We start from the raw sequence: 18,110 nt of genomic DNA on the forward strand, positions 1-18,110 counted from the left end.
GCTGCACTTGTCGACTCAGGGGTAGGGAGACTTCGTGAAGACAGGCAGCGAGAAGACAGGCAGCGAGGAGACAGGCGGAGACGCGAACGGACGCGCCGCGCGCCGCAGCCTCGAAGGGCTCGCCCTCGGCGACGCCTTCGGCGAGCGCTGGTTCCCGCTCTTCCGCGAGCCGCGCCAGGCCTACCAGGAGGTCCGCGCCCGCCGCGTGCCCCCGGAGCGCGACTGGCACTGGACCGACGACACGGCCATGGCGCTGGGGATCCTGCGCGTCCTCGACCAGTACGGCGAGATACGCCGGCGGGAACTGGCCCTGGCCTTCGCGCTCGGTCACGACGCCGATCCGGGGCGCGGCTACGGGCACGGCATGCACGATCTGCTGCCCCGTCTGCTCCAGGAGCCCGATCGCTGGCCGGAGTTCTCCCGCGACCTGTTCGGCGGCGAGGGCAGCCTCGGCAACGGCGCCGCGATGCGCGTGGCCCCCCTGGGCGCCTGGTTCCACCGCGACGGCCTGCCGCGCGTCGTCGAACAGGCCGCCCTGTCCGCCGAGGTCACCCACGCCCATCCCGAGGGCGTCGCCGGCGCGGTCGCCGTGGCCGTCGCGGCCGCGCTCTCCGCGCTCGGACGGCTGAGCATCGCCGGCGTGGCGGAGCTGACCCCGGACAGCGCCGTACGCGAAGGGCTCCGCCGCGCCGCCGACGTGCCCTTCTCCACCGAGCCGTGGAAGGCGTCCGACCTGCTCGGCAACGGGCAGCGGATCCGCGCCGACGGCACCGTGCCGTTCGCCGTCTGGTCCGCCGCCCGGCACCCGGAGGACCTGGTCGCCGCCCTGTGGAGCACCGCCGAGGGGTTCGGCGACGTCGACACCACCTGCGCCATCACCGGCGGCATCGTGGCCGCCCGCACGGGCGTGACCGACGTGCCGCACACCTGGCTGGAACGACGGGAGGCACTGCCCGGGAGCGGCGGGACCCAGGTCGCCTAGGGTCTGCCGGACCCCGCGACCCCGGCAGGATCCGAAAGAGAGGCCCTAGACCGAGCAGCCCAGGTCGTCCGGCAGCTCCAGCGTGATCGGCTGTGCGCTCCGGGGCGGGAAGGACGTGCGGAGGGTGAAGGCGTACGGGGTCGGGCCGTTCGTGCGCAGGTGCAGAAGGCGGGACTCCGCCTCGGCGACCGTCGGGCGGTGGCCCGCCGGAACCCACCACAGGGTCGCCATCGCCTCGGCGACCTTCTGGAACCACTCGCGCCGCCGGGCGAGCATCCCGCGGTGGCGGCCCTGGTACATGTACGCCGTCAGGGCGTCGCTGTCGCGCCACACCGACATGTTGATGATCAGCCACTCGTCGCCGAAGACCGGGATGTCCGTGGCGTCTCCCTCCTCGGACTGGAGCCGCCAGACGAATCCGTCCGCCGCGTCGGCATCGGCGTTCACGGGGTCGAGGTTGTCCACGAAGTCCTTCAACTCCGGCGAGTCCAGAGGAAACTTGAGGCGGGCGATGTTCACTTGGGCGAGTTCGTACGTGGCGGCATCCGTCATGGCCGAACGGTAGGTCGGGGCGCCCCGGGCGAACACCCCCCGTCTCAGGAAGTGAGCACCGCCTCCATCACCGCCCGCGCGATCGGCCCCGCCACCCCGCCGCCGGTGATCCCGTTCCGGTCGGCCGAGGCGTCCTCCACCACCACCGCCACCGCCACGCTCGGCTCCAGTTCCCGCTCGCCCCGCGCCCACGACACGAACCAGGCGTACGGGACACCGGAGTTGCCGACCCCGTGCTGGGCCGTGCCCGTCTTGCCGCCGACCGTCGCGCCGGGGATGGCCGCCATCGTGCCCGTGCCCTCCCGGACCACGTCCTCCATCAACTCCCGCAGCCGCAGCGCCGTCGACGGCCGCATCACCTGCCGGGCCGGCCGCGACCCCGCCGTCGCCACCGTCGCCCCGCCCTGCCGCGTCGTGCGCTCCACCAGATACGGCGTGCGCAGCTGCCCGCCGTTCGCCACCGCCGCCGCGACCATCGCCATCTGCAACGGCGTCGCCCGCGTGTTGTACTGCCCGATCGACGACAGCGCCAGCTGTGCCTTGTCCAGGGTCGTGTCGAAGGTGCTCGGCGCGACCGAGAACGGGATGCGCACCTTCGTGTCGTTGAAGCCGAACGCCTCGGCCGTCGCCGCCATCCGCTCCACCCCGACGTCCACGCCCAGCTTGGCGAACACCGTGTTGCACGACCACTCGAACGCCGACCGCAGGGGCGCGTCCGCGCAGCCCTCGCCCTCGTTCGTCAGGCGCGTCGTCGTCCCGGGCAGCCGGTAGGGGTCCGGGGAGTCCGTCGCCGCGTCCAGATCGGTGACCACACCCGCGTCCAGCGCCGACGCCGCGGTCACCACCTTGAAGGTCGACCCCGGCGGATACGTCTGCCGCACCGCCCGGTTGAGCATCGGCTTCGCCGGATCCGCGTTCAGCCGCGCCCACGCCCGCTCGGTCCCCGCGTCGTTGCCGGACAGCGCCGCCGGGTCGTACGACGGCGACGACACCAGCGCCAGCACCCGCCCCGTCGCCGGCTCCACCGCCGCCACCGCGCCCATACGGCCGCCCAGCCCCTCGTACGCCGCCCGCTGCGCCCGCCGGTTCAGCGTCGTCACCACGTCACCGCCGGGCGGGCGGGCCCGCGTCACGTCGTCCAGCAGCGGGAACGGCGACAACAGCGGATCCGCCCCGGACAGCACCCCGTCCTCGGCGTGCTCCAGGAACGTCGTCCCGTACACCTGCGAGGCGAAGCCGGTCACCGGCGCGTACAACGGGCCGTCGGCGTACGTGCGTTCGTAGCGCAGCTGCTCCCCGGTGTCCCGGGAGCCGGTCACCGGGGCGCCCCCGACCAGGATGTCGCCGCGCGGCTGACCGTAACGGGCGATCGAGGCACGGCGGTTGGCCGGGTTGTCGTCGTAGCGACCGGACTGCACCACCTGCACCCGCGCCGCGTTCACCAGCAGTGCCACGAGCAGCAGGGCGCAGAAGAAGGCCGCGTGCCGGATGTGCCGGGTCACTCCGGCACCCCCTGCCTGACCGTCACGTCGTCGGCTCCTTCCCGTCGTACTGCCGCCGCGCGCTGTGGCTCACCCGGATCAGCAGCGCCACGATCGCCCAGTTGGTGACCACCGACGAACCGCCCTGCGCCAGGAACGGCATCGCCATGCCCGTCAGCGGGATCAGCCCGGTCACCCCGCCCGCGATGACGAACACCTGGAGCGCCACGATCGACGCGAGCCCCACCGCCAGCAGCCGGCCGAAGGGGTCGCGCAGGTCGAGGCCGGCCCGGTAGCCGCGCTCCACGAGCAGGGCGTAGAGGATGAACAGCGCCGACAGACCGGCCAGGCCCAGCTCCTCGCCCGCCGTCGCCAGGATGAAGTCCGACTTCGCCGCGAAGCCGATCAGCACCGAGTGGCCCCGGCCCAGCCCGGTGCCGAGCATGCCGCCCGCGGAGAAGGAGAACAGCGACTGGGCGAGCTGGTTGGGACCCCGGCCGGCCTCGATCGACGCGAACGGGTGACGCCAGTCCTCGACGCGGCTGTGCACATGCGGTTCCAGCCAGCCGACGGCCACCGCGCCGAGCGCCGCGAGCAGCAGACCGACGGCGATCCAGCCGATGCGGCCGGTGGCGACGTACAGCATGACGACGAACAGTCCGAAGAACAGCAGCGAGGTGCCGAGGTCCCGCTCCAGCACGAGCACCCCCACGCTCAGCAGCCAGATCGCCATCACCGGGCCGAGCACCCGCCCGGTGGGCAGCTGCATGAACCAGATCCGGCGGCCCGCGTACGCCAGGGCCGTGCGGTTGGCCGCCAGATACGCGGCGAAGAACACCGCCAGCAGCACCTTCGCGAACTCGCCCGGCTGGATGGAGAATCCGGCGATCCGGATCCAGATACGGGCGCCGTTGACGGCCGGGAAGAGGACCGGGAGCGTCAGCAGGGCGAGGGCGGCGGCCACGCACACGTACGCGTACCGCTGGAGCACCCGGTGGTCGCGCAGGGCCGCCACCACGAAGGCGAACAGGGCCACGCCCAGCGTCGACCACACCAGTTGCGTGGTCGCGGCCCGGTCGCCGGGCGTCTCCAGGTCCAGCCGGTAGATCAGGACCAGCCCGATGCCGTTGAGCAGCACGCCGATCGGCAGCAGCAGCGGGTCGGCGTACGGCGCCCGCAGCCGCACCGCGCAGTGCGCCAGCAGCGCGAGCACGCCGAGCCCGGCGCCGTAGCCCGCGGCGCCGGGCGGGACCGTGCCGTGCCGGGCGAGGCCCACGGCGCAGTAGCCGTACACCGACAGCAGGACGGCCACGACGATGAGGGCGAGTTCGACGCCACGGCGCCGGGGGAGGCGTACCGCGGGGGCGGGTGCCTCCACCGCCACGGTGGTTCCGGCTCCGGCTTGCATCATGTCCGGAACTTACCCAAATAGGGCTCCTTGTGAGCCTTGGATGGTTTTTCGGGGCTGACCGGGTCTCAGCACCAGCGCGGAGTCGCCCCGATGACGGCGATGTAGCGCGCCGAGCCCCAGGCCCAGGTGCCGTCCGCGAGGAGGTACCACAGCCGGTTGCCGAGGACGCTCTCACCGCCCGTCCGGCAGAAGATGGACACGTGCTCACCCCGGGCGGCGACCCGGATGACCTGACTGGACCGGTTCGGCGCACTGCGCAGCAGCAGCCCGCTGTTGGCGGTCACGACGCCCTGGTAGAACCGCGAGTTGTTGCTCTGCGGACGGCCCTGCGAACTGGTCTGCGGGCGGCCTTGCGAACTGTTCTGCGAACTGTTCTGCGGGCGGCCCTGTGAGCTGTTCTGCGAACTGCTCTGTGAGCTGTTCTGCTGCCAGCCGCCCTGCCCGTCACCGCCGCCACTACCCCAGTCGCCGTCGGCGGCGGCGGGAGTGACGGTTGCTGCGGAGGCGAGGGCGGCGGCTATGACGAGGGGGACGAGACGGGAGCGCAGGGCCATGGCATACCTCCATGAACGGGGCGAATCTGACTAATCGCCACGTTAGGAGTGATGAGTGCCGGGTGCCCTTCCAGTTGGGCCAAGTGTGAAAGGCTCACTCGTCGGCAGGCTCAACACGGCGATGGCCCCCCCGTCCGCCGCGTTGGCGAACGTGAGCCGCGCCCCGAGGACCTCCGCCTGCCCCACCGCGATGGTCAGCCCGAGCCCATGCCCCCGAGCCCCGCCCTCGGTCCGGAACCGCTGCGGTCCATGAGCGATCAGGTACTCCGGAAACCCGTCCCCATGATCCCGGACGCTCACTCGCGGACCGTCGACGGTCAGCACCACCGGCCCCTTCCCGTGCCGATGCGCATTGGAGACGAGGTTCCCCAGCACCCGCTCCAGCCGCCGCCGGTCCGTCTCCACCCACGCGTCCCGTACGACCCTCACCTCGGTCTGCGTCGCGGACGCCCGCACGACCCGCCGCGCGAGCGCCCCCACCTCCTCGGTGTCCAGTTCCAGCCGTTCCCGCCCGGTGTCCAGCCGCGAGATCTCCAGCAGATCCTCGGTGAGCGTCCGCAGCGCCGCGACCCGGTCCCGCACCAGTTCCGTCGGCCGGCCGGGAGGCAGCAGCTCCGCCGCCGCGTGCAACCCCGTCAACGGCGTCCGCAGCTCATGCGCCACATCCGCGGTGAACCGCTGCTCGGCCTGCAGCTTGCTCTGCAACGACGACGCCATGGAGTCCAGCGCCGCGGCCACCGCGGCCACCTCGTCCTGCGGCCGCGTCGGATCCTTCGTGCGCGGATCGTCGACGCGCGCGTCGAGATCGCCGGCGCTGATCCGCCGGGCCACCCGCGCGGTGGTGTGCAGCCGCGCGGTCACCCGCGTCACCGCGAACGCGCCCACCAGCAGCGTCGCCCCGATCGCCAGCCCCGAGGACCACAGGATGGCGCTGTCCAACCCCTGGATGGTGCTGGCCTGCTGCCCGTAGTCGACGGCCACGGCCAGGACCCGCCCGCCGTCCGCCGGGCCGGCCGCCCACATCGTCGGCCGCCCGTGGTGCTCGGCGACCATGGTGCCGCGCTTGCCGCGCCGCGCGAGTTCCCGCAGCCGCGGCGGCAGTTCCCGGGGGTCGACGCCGGCGCCGGGCAGCAGCGTGTCGCCGGCCTCGTACGCCTCCGTCGCGTCCTCCAGCCGGGACAGGGCGAGGTCGCGGGCCTCGCCGACGGTCTGGTCGGTGACCTGGACGTGCACCAGGACGCCGAGCAGGGCGGCGAGCGCGCAGCACATCACCGTGATGAAGACGGCCGACTTCACGGCGAGCGTGCCGGCCCACTGGGGGAGCGCGCGCCTCATCCGCGGCTCGCCGAGGGGCTGGGGGAGGCGCTCGGGAACGGCTTCCCGGACGGGGACGGCTTTCCGGACGAGGTCGGCTTCCCGGACGGCGACGGTGAGGGGTGGTGCTCGCCGCGGGTGCGCAGCATCTCGTCGTGCGTGAGGAGCATCGCCTTCTCGTCGGGGTCCCAGGTCCACTGGAGCCGGTACTCGTAGTCCGCGAGGTCGGACGGCGAGCGGATGATCACCGACCGGCCGGCCAGCTCGACCGCGCTGACGGCGTCCTCCCAGTTCATCACCCGCAGGAGCCGGTGCTTGTCGACGGTGTAGACGCGTACGGCGGTCAGGTCCGGGGCGTCGCCGGGCAGCAGCCGGAAGCCGAGGGTCAGATCGGGCCGGCCGTCGCCGGTGAGGTCGCGGTAGTAGGGCCGCAGCACGGGGCACCGGTCGTCGCCGGTGGTGCAGTGGTCCATCAGGCGGGCGGTCTCGCGGTACGGCGCCTTGGCACCGTCGTAGTCCTCGGGGTGTGCGGCGATCTCGGCCCGGACGATGGCGGCCGGGTCGACCTTGCGGATGTCGTCACCCGGGACGGTGACGCCCTTGACCGGTTCGGTGTCCGCCTCGTCGATGCTGTAGGCGGGGCTGGAGGCCGGGGTCAGCTCGGGCCAGAGCCGGGCCGGGCTGGTCGCCGTCGGGGTCGCGCCCGCGCCGCGCAGCCCGCCGTTGTCGCCGCAGGCCACGGCCGCCGGGGCCAGCAGGGCGACGGCGAGGGTGAGGCGGACGGGACGGCTGAGGGACACGGGGCTCCTGTGGTACATGACGGGTCGACTGCCCCGTACACCATATTCGTAGGGAAGTCCTTTTTGCGTACTGGTGGTGGGTGTGGGGGAGCCACCGGGCGTCCAGGGTCGCGAGGCGTGCCGCCACCGCCGGACGAGAGTGCCGAAACGATTACTCGGCCAGCTCCTCCAGCAGTCTGGCCGTCGACAGCCCGGCCCTGAGGTACTCCACGAACAGCTCGTTGTGCAGCGCCCAGGGCGAGCGCCGAGACCGTATCAGCCGAATGGCCTCCTCGGCCGTGTGCCCCCGGCGTACCAAGGTGTGGGCGATGACCAGGCCGGAGCGGTTGTATCCGTGGTAGCAGCGGACCAGCACGCTGCGCCCCTGGTCCAGCGCGTCGCCCGCCGCCTGCGCCAGCCGCATCACGCCCGCGAGCTGGGTGCCGTCCAGGGGGCCGTCCGGGATCGGCCACACCTGGTGCTCGACCCCTGGATCCGGTCCGTGCCCGGGCAGCCGCAGCAGCGTCTGCACCAGATCGAACTCGTGTCCTACGACGGCGAACTCGACTCGCCCCGTGCGCCCGCGAAACTCATGCCCGCCCATCCACAGACCAGGCACGACCTCGCTCCACGCACTGTCGGGGGCCGGTACATCGGGTGCATTCCTGCGGGTCCGCAACAGCGCCTCCACAAGGCCTCGGGCCTGCCCAACTCCCTCCAAAGGTAGCCGCCTTCTTGCCCCTGGAGCACCCACCTGTTCCCATGGTCGTTGGGGTGATGGTGCATGAGCGCACTGCGCGTCATACCGACCTGGCGGCACGGCCAGGAGCGGCTCTACGTCTGCCTCCCGGACGGCAGCAACATCGCCTGGTACGACCGTGAGGCCGGCCGGGTCAACCTGATCGGCGACGATCGCCGGGAGGACGTCCTGGAGGCCCTCGGACCCTTCCTGGCCGGCCCGGTCACCGTCGGCCCGCCCCCGGTGCCGACCCCCGCCGAGCTGGCCAGGCTCTCCCTCCATCCGGACGACGACCTGGCCCCCAACCGGCCCGGCGAGGCCCTCCTCGTCGACCTCGACCGCGATCCGGCCCCCGCGCACCGGCTGCGCGCCGACCCGCGCCGCAAGGCCCTCGGCGCCGAGCAGGCCGTCGGCGACGCCCTGGACCGGCTGGACGGGGCTGGCTGGCACACCCTGCACTCGATCCCGCTGCCCGGCGGCGACCGGATCCACCACCTGACGATCGGCCCCGGCGGACTCTTCGCGGTCCTCGCGCTGTACGCCCGCAAGCAGCGGGTGCTGGTCGCCGACCCGATGGTCGGCCTCGGGCGGCACGAGCCCCGGCCGCTGCTGCGCCGGGCCCGCGCGGCCGCCGACCGCGCCTCCTACGCCCTGACCGCCGAGGTCCGCCCGGTCCTCGCCCTCGTCGGACCGGCCGATCTGCGCGTGACGGTTCCGCCGCGCGAGGTACGCGTCCTGCGGGACACGGACCTGGCGGAACTGGGACGGCTGGGCGGGGTCCTGAAACCGGCGGACGTGGAGGCACTGCACGCTATGGCCCGGGATCGGGGGGCGTGGGCGCACTGCTGACGCGGGGGGCGGGGTTCGGGGGTCGCCGTCCTGATGGCGTCGCCGGTGTCAGGCCGGCGTCCGGGCGCGGTCGGCGTCGCCGGTGTCACGGCAGCGTCCCGGCGCGGTCGGCGTCGAACAGCGGCGCCAGCACATCGCCGTAGTCCTGAAGCCGGGGCGGTACGTCGTCCGCCCGAAAGGCCAGCCGCTCGGGCGACCCGCACTCCTCGACCTCGGTCCAGGTGACCGGCGCCGAGACGCTGGGCTCCGGGCGGGCCCGCAGGGTGTAGGGCGTGGCCGTGGTCTTGCGGGCCGCGTTCTGGCTCCAGTCGACGAAGACCTTGCCCGGCCGCAGGCTGCGCGTCATCCGGTGCAGGGCCAGCCGCGGCATCGCCCGCTCGGCCTCCACGGCGAGCTGCTTGGCGTAGTCACTCACCCGTTCGGACGAGGCCCCGCGCACCGCCGCCAGTAGATGCAGCCCCTTCGCCCCCGAGGTCTTCGCGTACGCCTCGATGCCGTCCGCCGCGAGCCGCTCGCGCAGCCAGAGCGCGACCTCGCAGCACTGCACGACCGTGGCGGGCGGGCCGGGATCGAGGTCGAGGACCAGCCGGTCGGCCGTTCGGGGGTCCTGGACCGTCCACTGGTGGGTGTGGAACTCGGTGACGAGGTTCGCCGCCCACATCAGGCTCGCCAGGTCCTGCACCAGCACCATCCGCGCCGGCCCCTCCGAGCGCGGCACCTCCGCCGTCGCGACCCACTCGGGGGTGCCCGGCGGCACGTTCTTGGTGAAGAACACCTGCCCGTCGGGGCCGTCCGGGTAGCGCAGGAAGGAGACGGCCCGGTCCCGTAGATGCGGCAGCAGGACGTCGGCGATCGTCGCGTAGTAGTGCAGCACCTCGCCCTTGGTGAAGCCGGTCGCCGGGTACAGCACTTTCTCCAGATTGCTCAGCGCGAGCCGTCGCCCCTCCACCTCTGTGATCGGCGTCATACGATGAGAATCACACGAAACCAGTACATATCGCCCCATGTCTCCCGGAGGCTGCTGACTGTGCGATCCATATGGAACGGCGCCATCTCCTTCGGCCTCGTCAGCATCCCGATCAAGCTGGTGAACGCCACGGAGAGCCACTCGATCTCCTTCCGCCAGATCCACACCGAGGACGGCGGCCGCATCCGCTACCGCAAGTTCTGCGAGCTGGAGGACCGCGAGGTCACCGGGTCGGAGATCGGCAAGGGCTACGAGGACGCGGACGGCACGATCGTGCCGATCACCGACGAGGACCTGTCCCACCTGCCGATCCCCACGGCGAAGACGATCGAGATCGTGGCCTTCGTGCCGGCCGACCGCATCGACCCGCTCCAGATGGACGCCGCGTACTACCTCCAGGCGGGCGGCGCGCCCGCGGCCAAGCCGTACACCCTCCTGAGGGAGGCCCTGAAGCGCAGCAACAAGGTGGCGATCGCCAAGTACGCGCTGCGTGGGCGCGAGCGGCTGGGCATGCTGCGCGTGGTCGGCGACGCGATCGCCATGCACGGTCTGCTGTGGCCGGACGAGGTCCGCGCGCCGGAGGGCGTCGCCCCGGACACCTCCGTCACCGTCCGCGACAAGGAACTCGACCTCGCGGACGCCCTGATGGACACCCTCGGCGAGGTGGAACTGGAGGACCTGCACGACGAGTACCGGGAGGCGGTGGAGGAGGTCGTCGCGGCGAAGGCGGCCGGCGAGACCCCGCCGGAGGCCCCGGGCCCGCCGTCCGAAGGCAAGGTGCTGGACCTGATGGCGGCCCTGGAGAAGAGCGTCCGGGCGGCGAAGGAGTCCCGGGGCGAGGAACCCGGCGCCGAGCAGGAGGCCGAGGTCAGACGCCTCTCCGGCCGCAAGACGGCCGGCGCGGCGCCGAAGGGGACCGGCGGCAAGAAGTCCACGTCGGCCGCGAAGAAGGCACCGTCCGCCGCCGCGAGGAAGTCGACGGCGAAGACGACGAAGGCGGCGGCGAAGAAGACGACGGCGACGAAGAGCACCTCGAAGGCGGCGGCGAAGAAGACGAGCGGGACGGCGAAGAAGACGGCGGCGAAGAAGACCGCGTCCCGCAAACGCACGGCGTGATCGCTCGCGTGATCACTGGCGTGATCGCTGGCGTGGTCATTCGGGCAGGCCGGTTCGGCTGCGGCAGTCAGTCGACCCGGGCGGCGATCGCGTGGGCGCAGGCCAGGGACTCGGCGCGGGTCGTGTCCACCTCCACGTCGTAGTGCACCCCCTTGTGCACCAGGTCCGCCTGCGGCGCCGCCATCCCCCGGACCCGGTCGCCCCGCGCGATCTCCCGGCCCGCCGCGACCGCGCTCTCGCACCGGACGCCGACCCACAGCACGCCCAGACCGTCCAGCGCCTCCCGCCACCGCCCCTGGGACTCCGGCCCGCCGAGGAACACATCGTCGACGATCACTCGTGCCCCGGCCCTGACCGTCGCCGCGACGCCCTGCAGCCAGGCCGCCTCCAACGCCCGGAAGTCCGCGCCGACGCCGACTCCGCCGTCCGGCGCGAACACGATCCCCTCGTTCGAGCCCCGCATCCTCGCGGGCAGGGCGTCGACGAACGCGTCGACCCCGAACGCCAGCCACGGATCCGGCAGCACGTCCTGGAGACACCGCACGATCCCGGACTTCCCCGAACTCGAACCGCCGTTGAGGATGATCACCTGAGTCGCCATCGGGCCACGGTAGGCCGCGACGGGGTCGGGGGCCACCGCATTTCGGGGGCCGCCTCATCGTGTGGATGGCACGGCCATGGAACCCCGTATGTCTGTTTGTGCGGCCTCGATGAAAGATGTGCGTGAGCCGTGCAACTGGTCGTACGACCCGATAGGGGTGCCGGCCGCAGGATAGGGGTCCGGTCCCCAGGATAGGGGTTCTGCACAAGGGTATGCCCGGGTAGCGTCTTTTCTCGCTTCTTCGCCTTATTTTCCGGTGCCTTGGCCACCGGGCCGCCGGCGGCCGGACACAGATCCTCATACGGCTTTGAGTGGCGGCTACGAGCGAGTGAAGGATCGAGGAGAAATCATGGCCCGTACGAAAACGTTCGCGCTGAGCCCCGAAGAGCTGGAGCAATTCGCTCGCGACGGCTACATCGGTCCATTCGATCTCTACACCGAAGATGAGATGGAAGGCTATCTCAAGGAGATCAGGCCGAAGCTGCTCAGGACCAAGACGGCCATTTACAGCGAGGGCCGGACGGAATCCGGGAACACGAATCTGGCGGCCGGTTACGACCGTCATATCGACGTCGACTTCCTCGCCGAGCACATCACCCGGCCGGAGATCGTGGACCGGGTGTCGAGCATCCTCGGCCCCGACACCCTCTGCTGGCGTACCGAACTCTTCCCGAAGTACCCCGGTGACGAGGGCACGGACTGGCACCAGGCGGACAACTTCTCCAGCGTCGACGGCTCGAAGCACCCGCACATCGTGTGGCCGGAGGACGCGGAGTTCGGAGGCACCATCACGGCCTGGACCGCCTTCACGGAGGCGACGGTCAAGAACGGCTGCCTCCAGTTCATCCCGGGCACGCACACGTCGATGAACTACGACGAATCAAAGATCATGGAATACAACCCGGACATCATCAACCAGATGGAGAAGGACGGCGTCAAGCGCGGCCTCTTCGGCTACGACTACCGGCAGCTGCAGAAGGACCCGGACTGGACTCCCGACGAGTCCAAGGCCGTCTCCCAGGTCATGCGCCAGGGCCAGTTCATTCTCTTCTGGTCGACGCTCATGCACGCATCCCACCCGAACACCGAAACCGATCGGATGCGCCTCGGCTTCGCCTCGCGTTACCTGCCGACCCAGGTCCGGGTCTACCCGTACTCCGACGAACTCCAGGAATTCGGCGCACGGGCCAGCCTCGAAAAGTTCGGCTGTGTGATGGTGTCCGGCGAGGACCGCTACGGCCACAACCGCTTCGTCGAGACCACCGTCAACGGATTCCGATTCCCCAAGCACTAGCGATCCCAAGCACGAGGAGAGCCGATAAATGAGCGGCACGGACAATCGCATGGCACCGGAAACCCTGCTGGCCTGGGTCATCGACGAGTGCAAGCAGCTCGGCCTGCGGGTGGCGGGCGCCGAGGACGACTTCTTCGAGGCCGGAGGCACCTCGCTCACCGCGGTGAAGCTGATCGAGCGGGCGGAACGAGAGTTCGGCGACGACTCGCTTCCCGCCGACGAGCTGTTCAGCGAGAGCCGGATGACGGACATCGTGGCCAGCATCCAGCGGAACGCCAAGGCCGCTGACACGGTGTCGGACTAGCAGGGCCGGCGTGGCGGCGACGAACGACAAGTGGGTGATGACCCTCAAGGCGGCGGCGACAGAGCCCGCCACCACGTTGTTCTGCTTTCCCTACGCGGGCGGGAGCCCCGAGACGTTCCGTGGCTGGTGCGGCGGGATCGCGGACGACATCGAGCTGGTGTGCGTGATCCTGCCCGGCCGGGGACGCCGTCTCAAGGAAGCGCGCTACGACCGGTGGCAGCCCCTGATCGACGATGTCTTCGAGGCGTTGTCGCCGTACTTGAACCGCCGCCACGCCTTCTACGGCCACAGCTTCGGGGGGCGGCTGGCGTACGAGCTGTCCCACCGGGCCGCGGCCGAGTACCCGGGGACGACGCGCCGGCTGTTCGTCTCCGGCTGCCGGAGCCCCGACGTGCCGCAAGCGCGCCCCTATATGCATCAGATGACGGAACGTGATTTCCGGGACGCGGTGGCGAAGATGGGCGGCACCCCGGCGGAGCTCTTCGAGGAGGAGAGGCTGCTGCGCCTGCTCCTGCCGACGGTGCGCAGCGAGATCCGGCTCGCGGAAATATGGGACGACCGCCACGCGACCGGCGTGGACGTTCCCATCACCGCCCTGTACAGCCCGGACGACGCGGTCGACAGCTGGGCGAGCATGCGCGGCTGGCAGCGGTTCACCAGCCGCCACTGCGAGCTGGTCGAGGTTTCCGGCGGACATTTCTTCGTGGACAGCCACCCAGAGCACGTAACGAGAATCGTCAACACACGTCTGGGGAATCTGGGGAATCCGAATGGATAAGATCGCCCTTTCAGAAGAGGCTCTGTCTGTTCATCGGAAAATCAACAGGACGGAGGCTCCCTATCCGGCGGAGAGCCTGAAAGAGCTCTTCGAGCGCGCCGCCGACCGTCGTCCCGACGCCGTCGCCGTCGTCCACCGAGAGCGCAAGCTCACGTACCGCGAGCTCAACGGGCTGGCGAACAGCCTGAGCGCGCGGCTCCGCGCGGCCGGCGTGCACCCCGGCCACGTGGTGGGACTGAGCGTCAAGCGCTCGCCGGAGATGATCGTCGCCATGCTGGCGATCATCAAGTGCGGCGCCACCTACCTCCCGTTCGACCGCACATGGCCGGACGAACGCCTGCGCGGGATCTTCGGCAAGGCGGACTGCACGGCCCTGCTGACCGACGCGGCCGAGGAGATGACGGCCCGCTTCCAGCACCTGCGGGTCGTACCCGTCGACCTGGCCGCACTGGACGCCGACGAGAAGAACCCGTCCCTCCGGGTCCAGCAGGACTCCATCGCCTACATCGTCTTCACCTCGGGATCGACAGGGTCCCCCAAGGGCGTGCCGATCCGGCACGAGGGCGTTGTCCGCCTGGTGTTCCATTCCCGCTTCGTCGACCTCGACGAGAACGCGGTCATCCCGCAACTGGCGTCGATATTCTTCGACGCCGCCGTATTCGAGATCTGGGGAACACTGCTGCACGGCGGGACATGCGTGCTCTACCCGTCGGATTACATCCGGCTGTCGGAACTGAAGCGGCTCGTACGGCAGAACGACGTCACGGCGGTCTTCGTGACGACGGCGCTCTTCAACGTGATCGTGGACGAGGCGCCCGCCACCCTGGACACGGTCAGGACGATCCTCACCGGCGGCGAGGCACATTCCCTCAGGCACATCGAGAAAGCCCGGAACCACTACGGGAACGACAAGGTCGTCAGCGTCTACGGGCCCACCGAGTGCTCGGTCTTCGCCACCTACTATCCCGTCCGCGCCTCCGTCCAGGGCGACTCCGCGCTGCCCATCGGACTGCCCATCCAGAACACATCCCTCTACATCCTCCGCGACGGCGCGCTGTGCGCCCCCGGCGAGGCCGGAGAAGTGTGCCTGGCGGGACCGGGCCTTTCGCCGGGCTATCTGGGAATGCCCGAGCTGACGAAACAGAAGTACGTCGACTATGACATCGACGGCGAAAAGGTACGGCTCTATCACACCGGGGACCGCGGCTTCTTCCGCGAGGACGGAAACGTGGTCTTCCAGGGACGGCTGGACGACCAGGTCAAGGTCAATGGTTTCCGGATCGAGCTCGGAGAGATCACGCACTTCATGAACGAGGTGCCGTACGTCAAACAGAGCTACGTCACCACCAGCGAGAACGAGTCCGGAGAGAAGGTCGTGGTGGCCTTCGTGGTACCGGCGAGCGAGGAGTGCACGCCCCAGGCGTGCCACGACCACCTGGTCTCCAAAGTCCCCAGCTACATGCTGCCCGGCGAGATCCACGTGCGCGACAGCTTCCCCCTGACGGGCTCGGGCAAGGTGGACCGAAGGGCGCTCCTGTCACAACGGATCCCGAACGAAGACGAGAGAAGGGCAAGGACACAGTGACAGCGACCGGGCTGAGTGTTAAGGCGGCGACCCTCTGGCTTCCGCCGGCCAAGGAAGGCCCCGCTGACGGTGAGCTCAGCTCAGCGGACTTCGAGCGCATCGGTGTGTCGGAACTGCATGTCGCCCCGGCCGATCTAGCGCCACCCCGGATGGCCGTGCTCGCCGCGGGAACCACTCTGGAGACCAGCGGCGTCGCCCCGTCCACGGTGGACTCCGTGGTGCACTCCTTCAGCTACCACCAGGGCTTCGACATGTGGTCGCCGGCGCACTACATCGCTCATCAGGCCGGTCTCGACGACGCGCTCCCCATCAACGTCCAGCAGCTCTGCAACGGTGGCGCCGTAGCCCTGCAACTCGCGGCGAAGTGGCTGCTCGCGACGCCCGACGCGGGCACGGTTCTCATCACGTCGGCGGACCGGTTCTGTCCGCCGGTGTTCGACCGGTGGGCCAGCGACGACGACGCGGCCTACTCGGACTCGGCGACCGCGGTCCTGCTCGGCCGGACCGGAGAGGGCGGCGACCTTCTCCACCTTCGCGCGCTGGAGATGGTGACGGACTCCGAGTGGGAAGTCCAGATGCGCGGTGACGACGAGTTCACCCCCGTTCCGCTGGGGCACGGCATTCCGATTTCCCTCGGGCGTGCCAACAAGGTGTTCAGGGAATCCGGCGCGGCGGCGCGTATGGTCAAGATCGGCGTTCCCAAGATGCACGAACTGGTCCGCAAGGCCCTGCGTACGGCGCAGATAGAATCCGAGGACATCAGCGTCGTCGCGCTGCCACGCCTCACCCGGACGATGCGCGAGGGCATGTTCAAGCCCGCCATCGGTGAGGTGATCGGCGGAAATCCGCGCTATCTGGAGTGCACCACCGGCTGCCTCGGCGCCGGGGACTTCCTCGCGAACCTGGTGGATATCGAGAGCAGCCTCAACCCCGGCGAATACGGACTGATCATCCAGGGCACCGGCGGATACACCTTCACGTGCGGCGTGGTTCAGGCACCCGCGAAGTAGCGCGGACAGGGGGAGACGAGGCCATGACGCCGAGTACCTGGGATCGTGAGAAATACCCTCTCTGGCACGGGACCGTGCCCACGTCGACGATCCTCGACCAGAGCGGACCCGAGGAGTTCTGGGTCAGGGGCGAGGGGTCCTGGCTGATCGACGCTTCGGGACACCGCGCCCTCGACGCCCGCGCCGGGGTGGGCAACATGATGCTCGGCTACGGCAGGACCGACGTCGTGGACGCGATGTGCCGCCAGGCGCGCGAGTTGCCCTACGTGTGCATGGTGCGCTGGGAACTGCCGGCCCCCGTGGTCGTCGAACTGGCCCGGGAACTCACCGAGATCGCCCCCGCAGGCCTCAGCCGCGTGCGGTTCTGCCACACCGGGGGCGCGGCGGTCGAGAGCGCGATTCTGATGGCCCGTTCGTACCACCGGAACAGAGGCCATCGGGACAAACGCCTCGTCGTGGGTCTGCGCGACAGCTACCACGGCAGCCCGATGGCGGCCATGGCGGCGAGCGGACAACGGATCATGCACTGGCTCCACGGCCCCATGCCGGACGGCTTCCACCACCTCCCGGAGCCGACCGACTCGACCTCAGGCGCCGAACTCGCGGCCCAATTGGACGCGTTGGGCCCGGACCGCATAGCGGCGATGATTCTCGAACCGGTGAAGGGCCGAAACGGAATCCCCCTCCCCACCCCCTACCTCAGAGCCGCACGCGAGTACTGCACAAAGAACAACATCCTCCTCATCTTCGACGAGGCATTCACGGGATTCGGCCGGATGGGCGAGATGTTCGCGGCCGACATCTCCGGAGTCTCACCGGACATCATGTGCCTGGCGAAGGGCATAACAGCCGGCTACGCGGCACTGGGCGCGACCCTGGCGACGGAGGACATCTACCAGGCCTTCGACACCACCAGCACGGTGTTCACGCACGCGTCGACGACGGACGGCCACCCGGTGGCCTGCGCCGCGGCACTCGCCGCGATCCGCGCGTACAGATCCGAGGACCTGATAGCCAACGGCCGAACACTCGGCCGCCTCCTCACCACGCACCTCACCGAACTCCTCGACGCCGCCCCCACGTTCGCCGGCGTCCGAGCCGTGGGCGCCTACGTGGCGATCGACCTGGTGGACCCCGAGGGCAGCCCCCTCTCGATGCGGGACCGACGCCGACTGGAAACGGAGTGCCGCCGCCAGGGCCTGCTGATCCACTACACCCCCGACACGGTCGTCCTGATGCCACCCCTGACCATGACCCCCCAGGAAGCGGCCACGGCAGCCCACACATTCACGAAGGCCCTGTCATCCCTGAACCCCTCCACCACGCGCCCTACCTCTTCATCGCCCGATAACGCTTCATCAACGCAGTGATCCGCGCGGGATCCGCCGCCCCGTTCAGCTCGACGACCAGATCATCAGGACACACCTCATAAAGATCCCCCCACCACCGCCGCCCCCGGTTGTCCCACACCCGATAACCCCCCGGCACCCCCCGAGCCACATAACGCCTCCTACTCACATTCCCATCCTTGTGAGGCATCATGCGGCCCACAGCCTGCCCCGAGCCGCTGATCGATCGTCTGTCGATGGTCAAACGGTCCTGGTGTTGTCCATCCGCTCGCCCTCCGCCTGGGACGGCTCGGTCCTGGGAACGTCGGGGTGCTGCTCCATGGCCGCACTCTCACCCGATTCATCCCGCTCGCCCTCGGCCTGGGAGGGCGTGTGAGAGTACAGATAACGGTCGAAATCCGAGGCTCCGGTCTTCATGGTGGGCCTCCCTTGCCTACTCGCCTCC

20 protein-coding genes are annotated in these 18,110 nt (G+C 70.3%); 9 read left to right on the forward strand and 11 right to left on the reverse strand.

All coding sequences use genetic code 11. The features are described from left to right. Nucleotides 1-34: 34 nt before the first annotated feature. Nucleotides 35-982 (forward strand): ADP-ribosylglycohydrolase family protein, encoded by a 948-nt coding sequence (locus tag ACZ5NW_RS17620; RefSeq protein ID WP_468744730.1) that lies wholly within the window; start codon nt 35-37, stop codon nt 980-982. Nucleotides 983-1,027: 45 nt separating this feature from the next. Here ACZ5NW_RS17620 and ACZ5NW_RS17625 read toward each other — a convergent pair whose 3' ends face one another. From ACZ5NW_RS17625 to ACZ5NW_RS17655, 7 genes are all read right to left on the reverse strand, one after another. After that, the gene (locus ACZ5NW_RS17625) at nt 1,028-1,534 is read right to left on the reverse strand and encodes a DUF3291 domain-containing protein (protein WP_468744731.1); all 507 of its coding nucleotides are present in this window, start codon (nt 1,532-1,534) and stop codon (nt 1,028-1,030) included. Nucleotides 1,535-1,578: 44 nt separating this feature from the next. Then, nucleotides 1,579-3,036: a penicillin-binding transpeptidase domain-containing protein gene (locus ACZ5NW_RS17630; protein WP_468744732.1), complete on the reverse strand. Its 1,458-nt coding sequence runs from the start codon at nt 3,034-3,036 to the stop codon at nt 1,579-1,581. A 22-nt stretch (nt 3,037-3,058) separates the two neighbouring features. Beyond that, on the reverse strand, nt 3,059-4,426 hold the full coding sequence (locus tag ACZ5NW_RS17635) for an FtsW/RodA/SpoVE family cell cycle protein (RefSeq protein ID WP_468744733.1): 1,368 nt from the start codon (nt 4,424-4,426) through the stop codon (nt 3,059-3,061). A gap of 65 nt (nt 4,427-4,491) precedes the next feature. Next, nucleotides 4,492-4,980 (reverse strand): SH3 domain-containing protein, encoded by a 489-nt coding sequence (locus ACZ5NW_RS17640; RefSeq protein WP_468744734.1) that lies wholly within the window; start codon nt 4,978-4,980, stop codon nt 4,492-4,494. 42 nt (nt 4,981-5,022) lie between these two features. Beyond that, the gene (locus tag ACZ5NW_RS17645) at nt 5,023-6,315 is read right to left on the reverse strand and encodes an ATP-binding protein (RefSeq protein WP_468744735.1); all 1,293 of its coding nucleotides are present in this window, start codon (nt 6,313-6,315) and stop codon (nt 5,023-5,025) included. Next, a complete protein-coding gene (locus tag ACZ5NW_RS17650; protein ID WP_468744736.1) occupies nt 6,312-7,112 on the reverse strand; it encodes a hypothetical protein in 801 nt (266 codons plus the stop codon). The genes ACZ5NW_RS17645 and ACZ5NW_RS17650 overlap by 4 nt, the downstream gene beginning before the upstream one ends. A 133-nt stretch (nt 7,113-7,245) precedes the next feature. Further along, complete coding sequence (locus ACZ5NW_RS17655) at nt 7,246-7,752, reverse strand: protein-tyrosine phosphatase family protein (RefSeq protein ID WP_468744737.1); 507 nt, start codon at nt 7,750-7,752, stop codon at nt 7,246-7,248. 105 nt (nt 7,753-7,857) lie between these two features. Here ACZ5NW_RS17655 and ACZ5NW_RS17660 point away from each other — a divergent pair, with 105 nt between their 5' ends. Beyond that, nucleotides 7,858-8,661 carry a nuclease-related domain-containing protein gene (locus ACZ5NW_RS17660; protein WP_468744738.1) on the forward strand — a complete coding sequence of 268 codons (804 nt, stop codon included), beginning with the start codon at nt 7,858-7,860 and terminating at the stop codon, nt 8,659-8,661. An 85-nt stretch (nt 8,662-8,746) separates the two neighbouring features. Here ACZ5NW_RS17660 and ligD read toward each other — a convergent pair whose 3' ends face one another. Continuing rightward, nucleotides 8,747-9,628, reverse strand: coding sequence for a non-homologous end-joining DNA ligase (gene ligD, locus ACZ5NW_RS17665; RefSeq protein WP_468744739.1), 882 nt, complete (start codon nt 9,626-9,628; stop codon nt 8,747-8,749). 60 nt (nt 9,629-9,688) lie between these two features. Between ligD and ku the strand changes: the two genes are divergently transcribed. Next, complete coding sequence (ku, locus tag ACZ5NW_RS17670; protein ID WP_468744740.1) at nt 9,689-10,744, forward strand: non-homologous end joining protein Ku; 1,056 nt, start codon at nt 9,689-9,691, stop codon at nt 10,742-10,744. Between the two features lie 67 nt (nt 10,745-10,811). Here the strand turns inward: ku and cpt are convergent, their stop codons facing one another. Continuing rightward, nucleotides 10,812-11,345: a chloramphenicol phosphotransferase CPT gene (cpt, locus tag ACZ5NW_RS17675; protein ID WP_468744741.1), complete on the reverse strand. Its 534-nt coding sequence runs from the start codon at nt 11,343-11,345 to the stop codon at nt 10,812-10,814. A 349-nt stretch (nt 11,346-11,694) separates the two neighbouring features. Here cpt and ACZ5NW_RS17680 point away from each other — a divergent pair, with 349 nt between their 5' ends. From ACZ5NW_RS17680 to ACZ5NW_RS17705, 6 genes are all read left to right on the forward strand, one after another. After that, the gene (locus ACZ5NW_RS17680) at nt 11,695-12,639 is read left to right on the forward strand and encodes a chlorinating enzyme (protein ID WP_468744742.1); all 945 of its coding nucleotides are present in this window, start codon (nt 11,695-11,697) and stop codon (nt 12,637-12,639) included. A gap of 49 nt (nt 12,640-12,688) precedes the next feature. After that, nucleotides 12,689-12,943 (forward strand): phosphopantetheine-binding protein, encoded by a 255-nt coding sequence (locus ACZ5NW_RS17685; RefSeq protein WP_468744743.1) that lies wholly within the window; start codon nt 12,689-12,691, stop codon nt 12,941-12,943. A gap of 10 nt (nt 12,944-12,953) precedes the next feature. Further along, the gene (locus tag ACZ5NW_RS17690) at nt 12,954-13,721 is read left to right on the forward strand and encodes a thioesterase II family protein (protein WP_468744744.1); all 768 of its coding nucleotides are present in this window, start codon (nt 12,954-12,956) and stop codon (nt 13,719-13,721) included. Then, nucleotides 13,714-15,306 carry an amino acid adenylation domain-containing protein gene (locus tag ACZ5NW_RS17695; protein ID WP_468744745.1) on the forward strand — a complete coding sequence of 531 codons (1,593 nt, stop codon included), beginning with the start codon at nt 13,714-13,716 and terminating at the stop codon, nt 15,304-15,306. The genes ACZ5NW_RS17690 and ACZ5NW_RS17695 overlap by 8 nt, the downstream gene beginning before the upstream one ends. Nucleotides 15,307-15,455: 149 nt before the next feature. Next, nucleotides 15,456-16,316 (forward strand): beta-ketoacyl-[acyl-carrier-protein] synthase family protein, encoded by an 861-nt coding sequence (locus ACZ5NW_RS17700; protein WP_468744746.1) that lies wholly within the window; start codon nt 15,456-15,458, stop codon nt 16,314-16,316. 23 nt (nt 16,317-16,339) lie between these two features. Continuing rightward, a complete protein-coding gene (locus ACZ5NW_RS17705) occupies nt 16,340-17,686 on the forward strand; it encodes an aminotransferase family protein (RefSeq protein ID WP_468744747.1) in 1,347 nt (448 codons plus the stop codon). Here the strand turns inward: ACZ5NW_RS17705 and ACZ5NW_RS17710 are convergent. After that, on the reverse strand, nt 17,646-17,834 hold the full coding sequence (locus ACZ5NW_RS17710) for a hypothetical protein (RefSeq protein WP_468745094.1): 189 nt from the start codon (nt 17,832-17,834) through the stop codon (nt 17,646-17,648). The two genes, ACZ5NW_RS17705 and ACZ5NW_RS17710, sit on opposite strands and share 41 nt — an antisense overlap. A gap of 71 nt (nt 17,835-17,905) precedes the next feature. After that, entirely contained in the window at nt 17,906-18,082 is a 177-nt protein-coding gene (locus tag ACZ5NW_RS17715) for a hypothetical protein (RefSeq protein ID WP_468744748.1), read from the reverse strand. Nucleotides 18,083-18,110 lie beyond the last annotated feature (28 nt).

The sequence above is a fragment of the Streptomyces sp. NPDC032126 genome, from assembly GCF_055580085.1.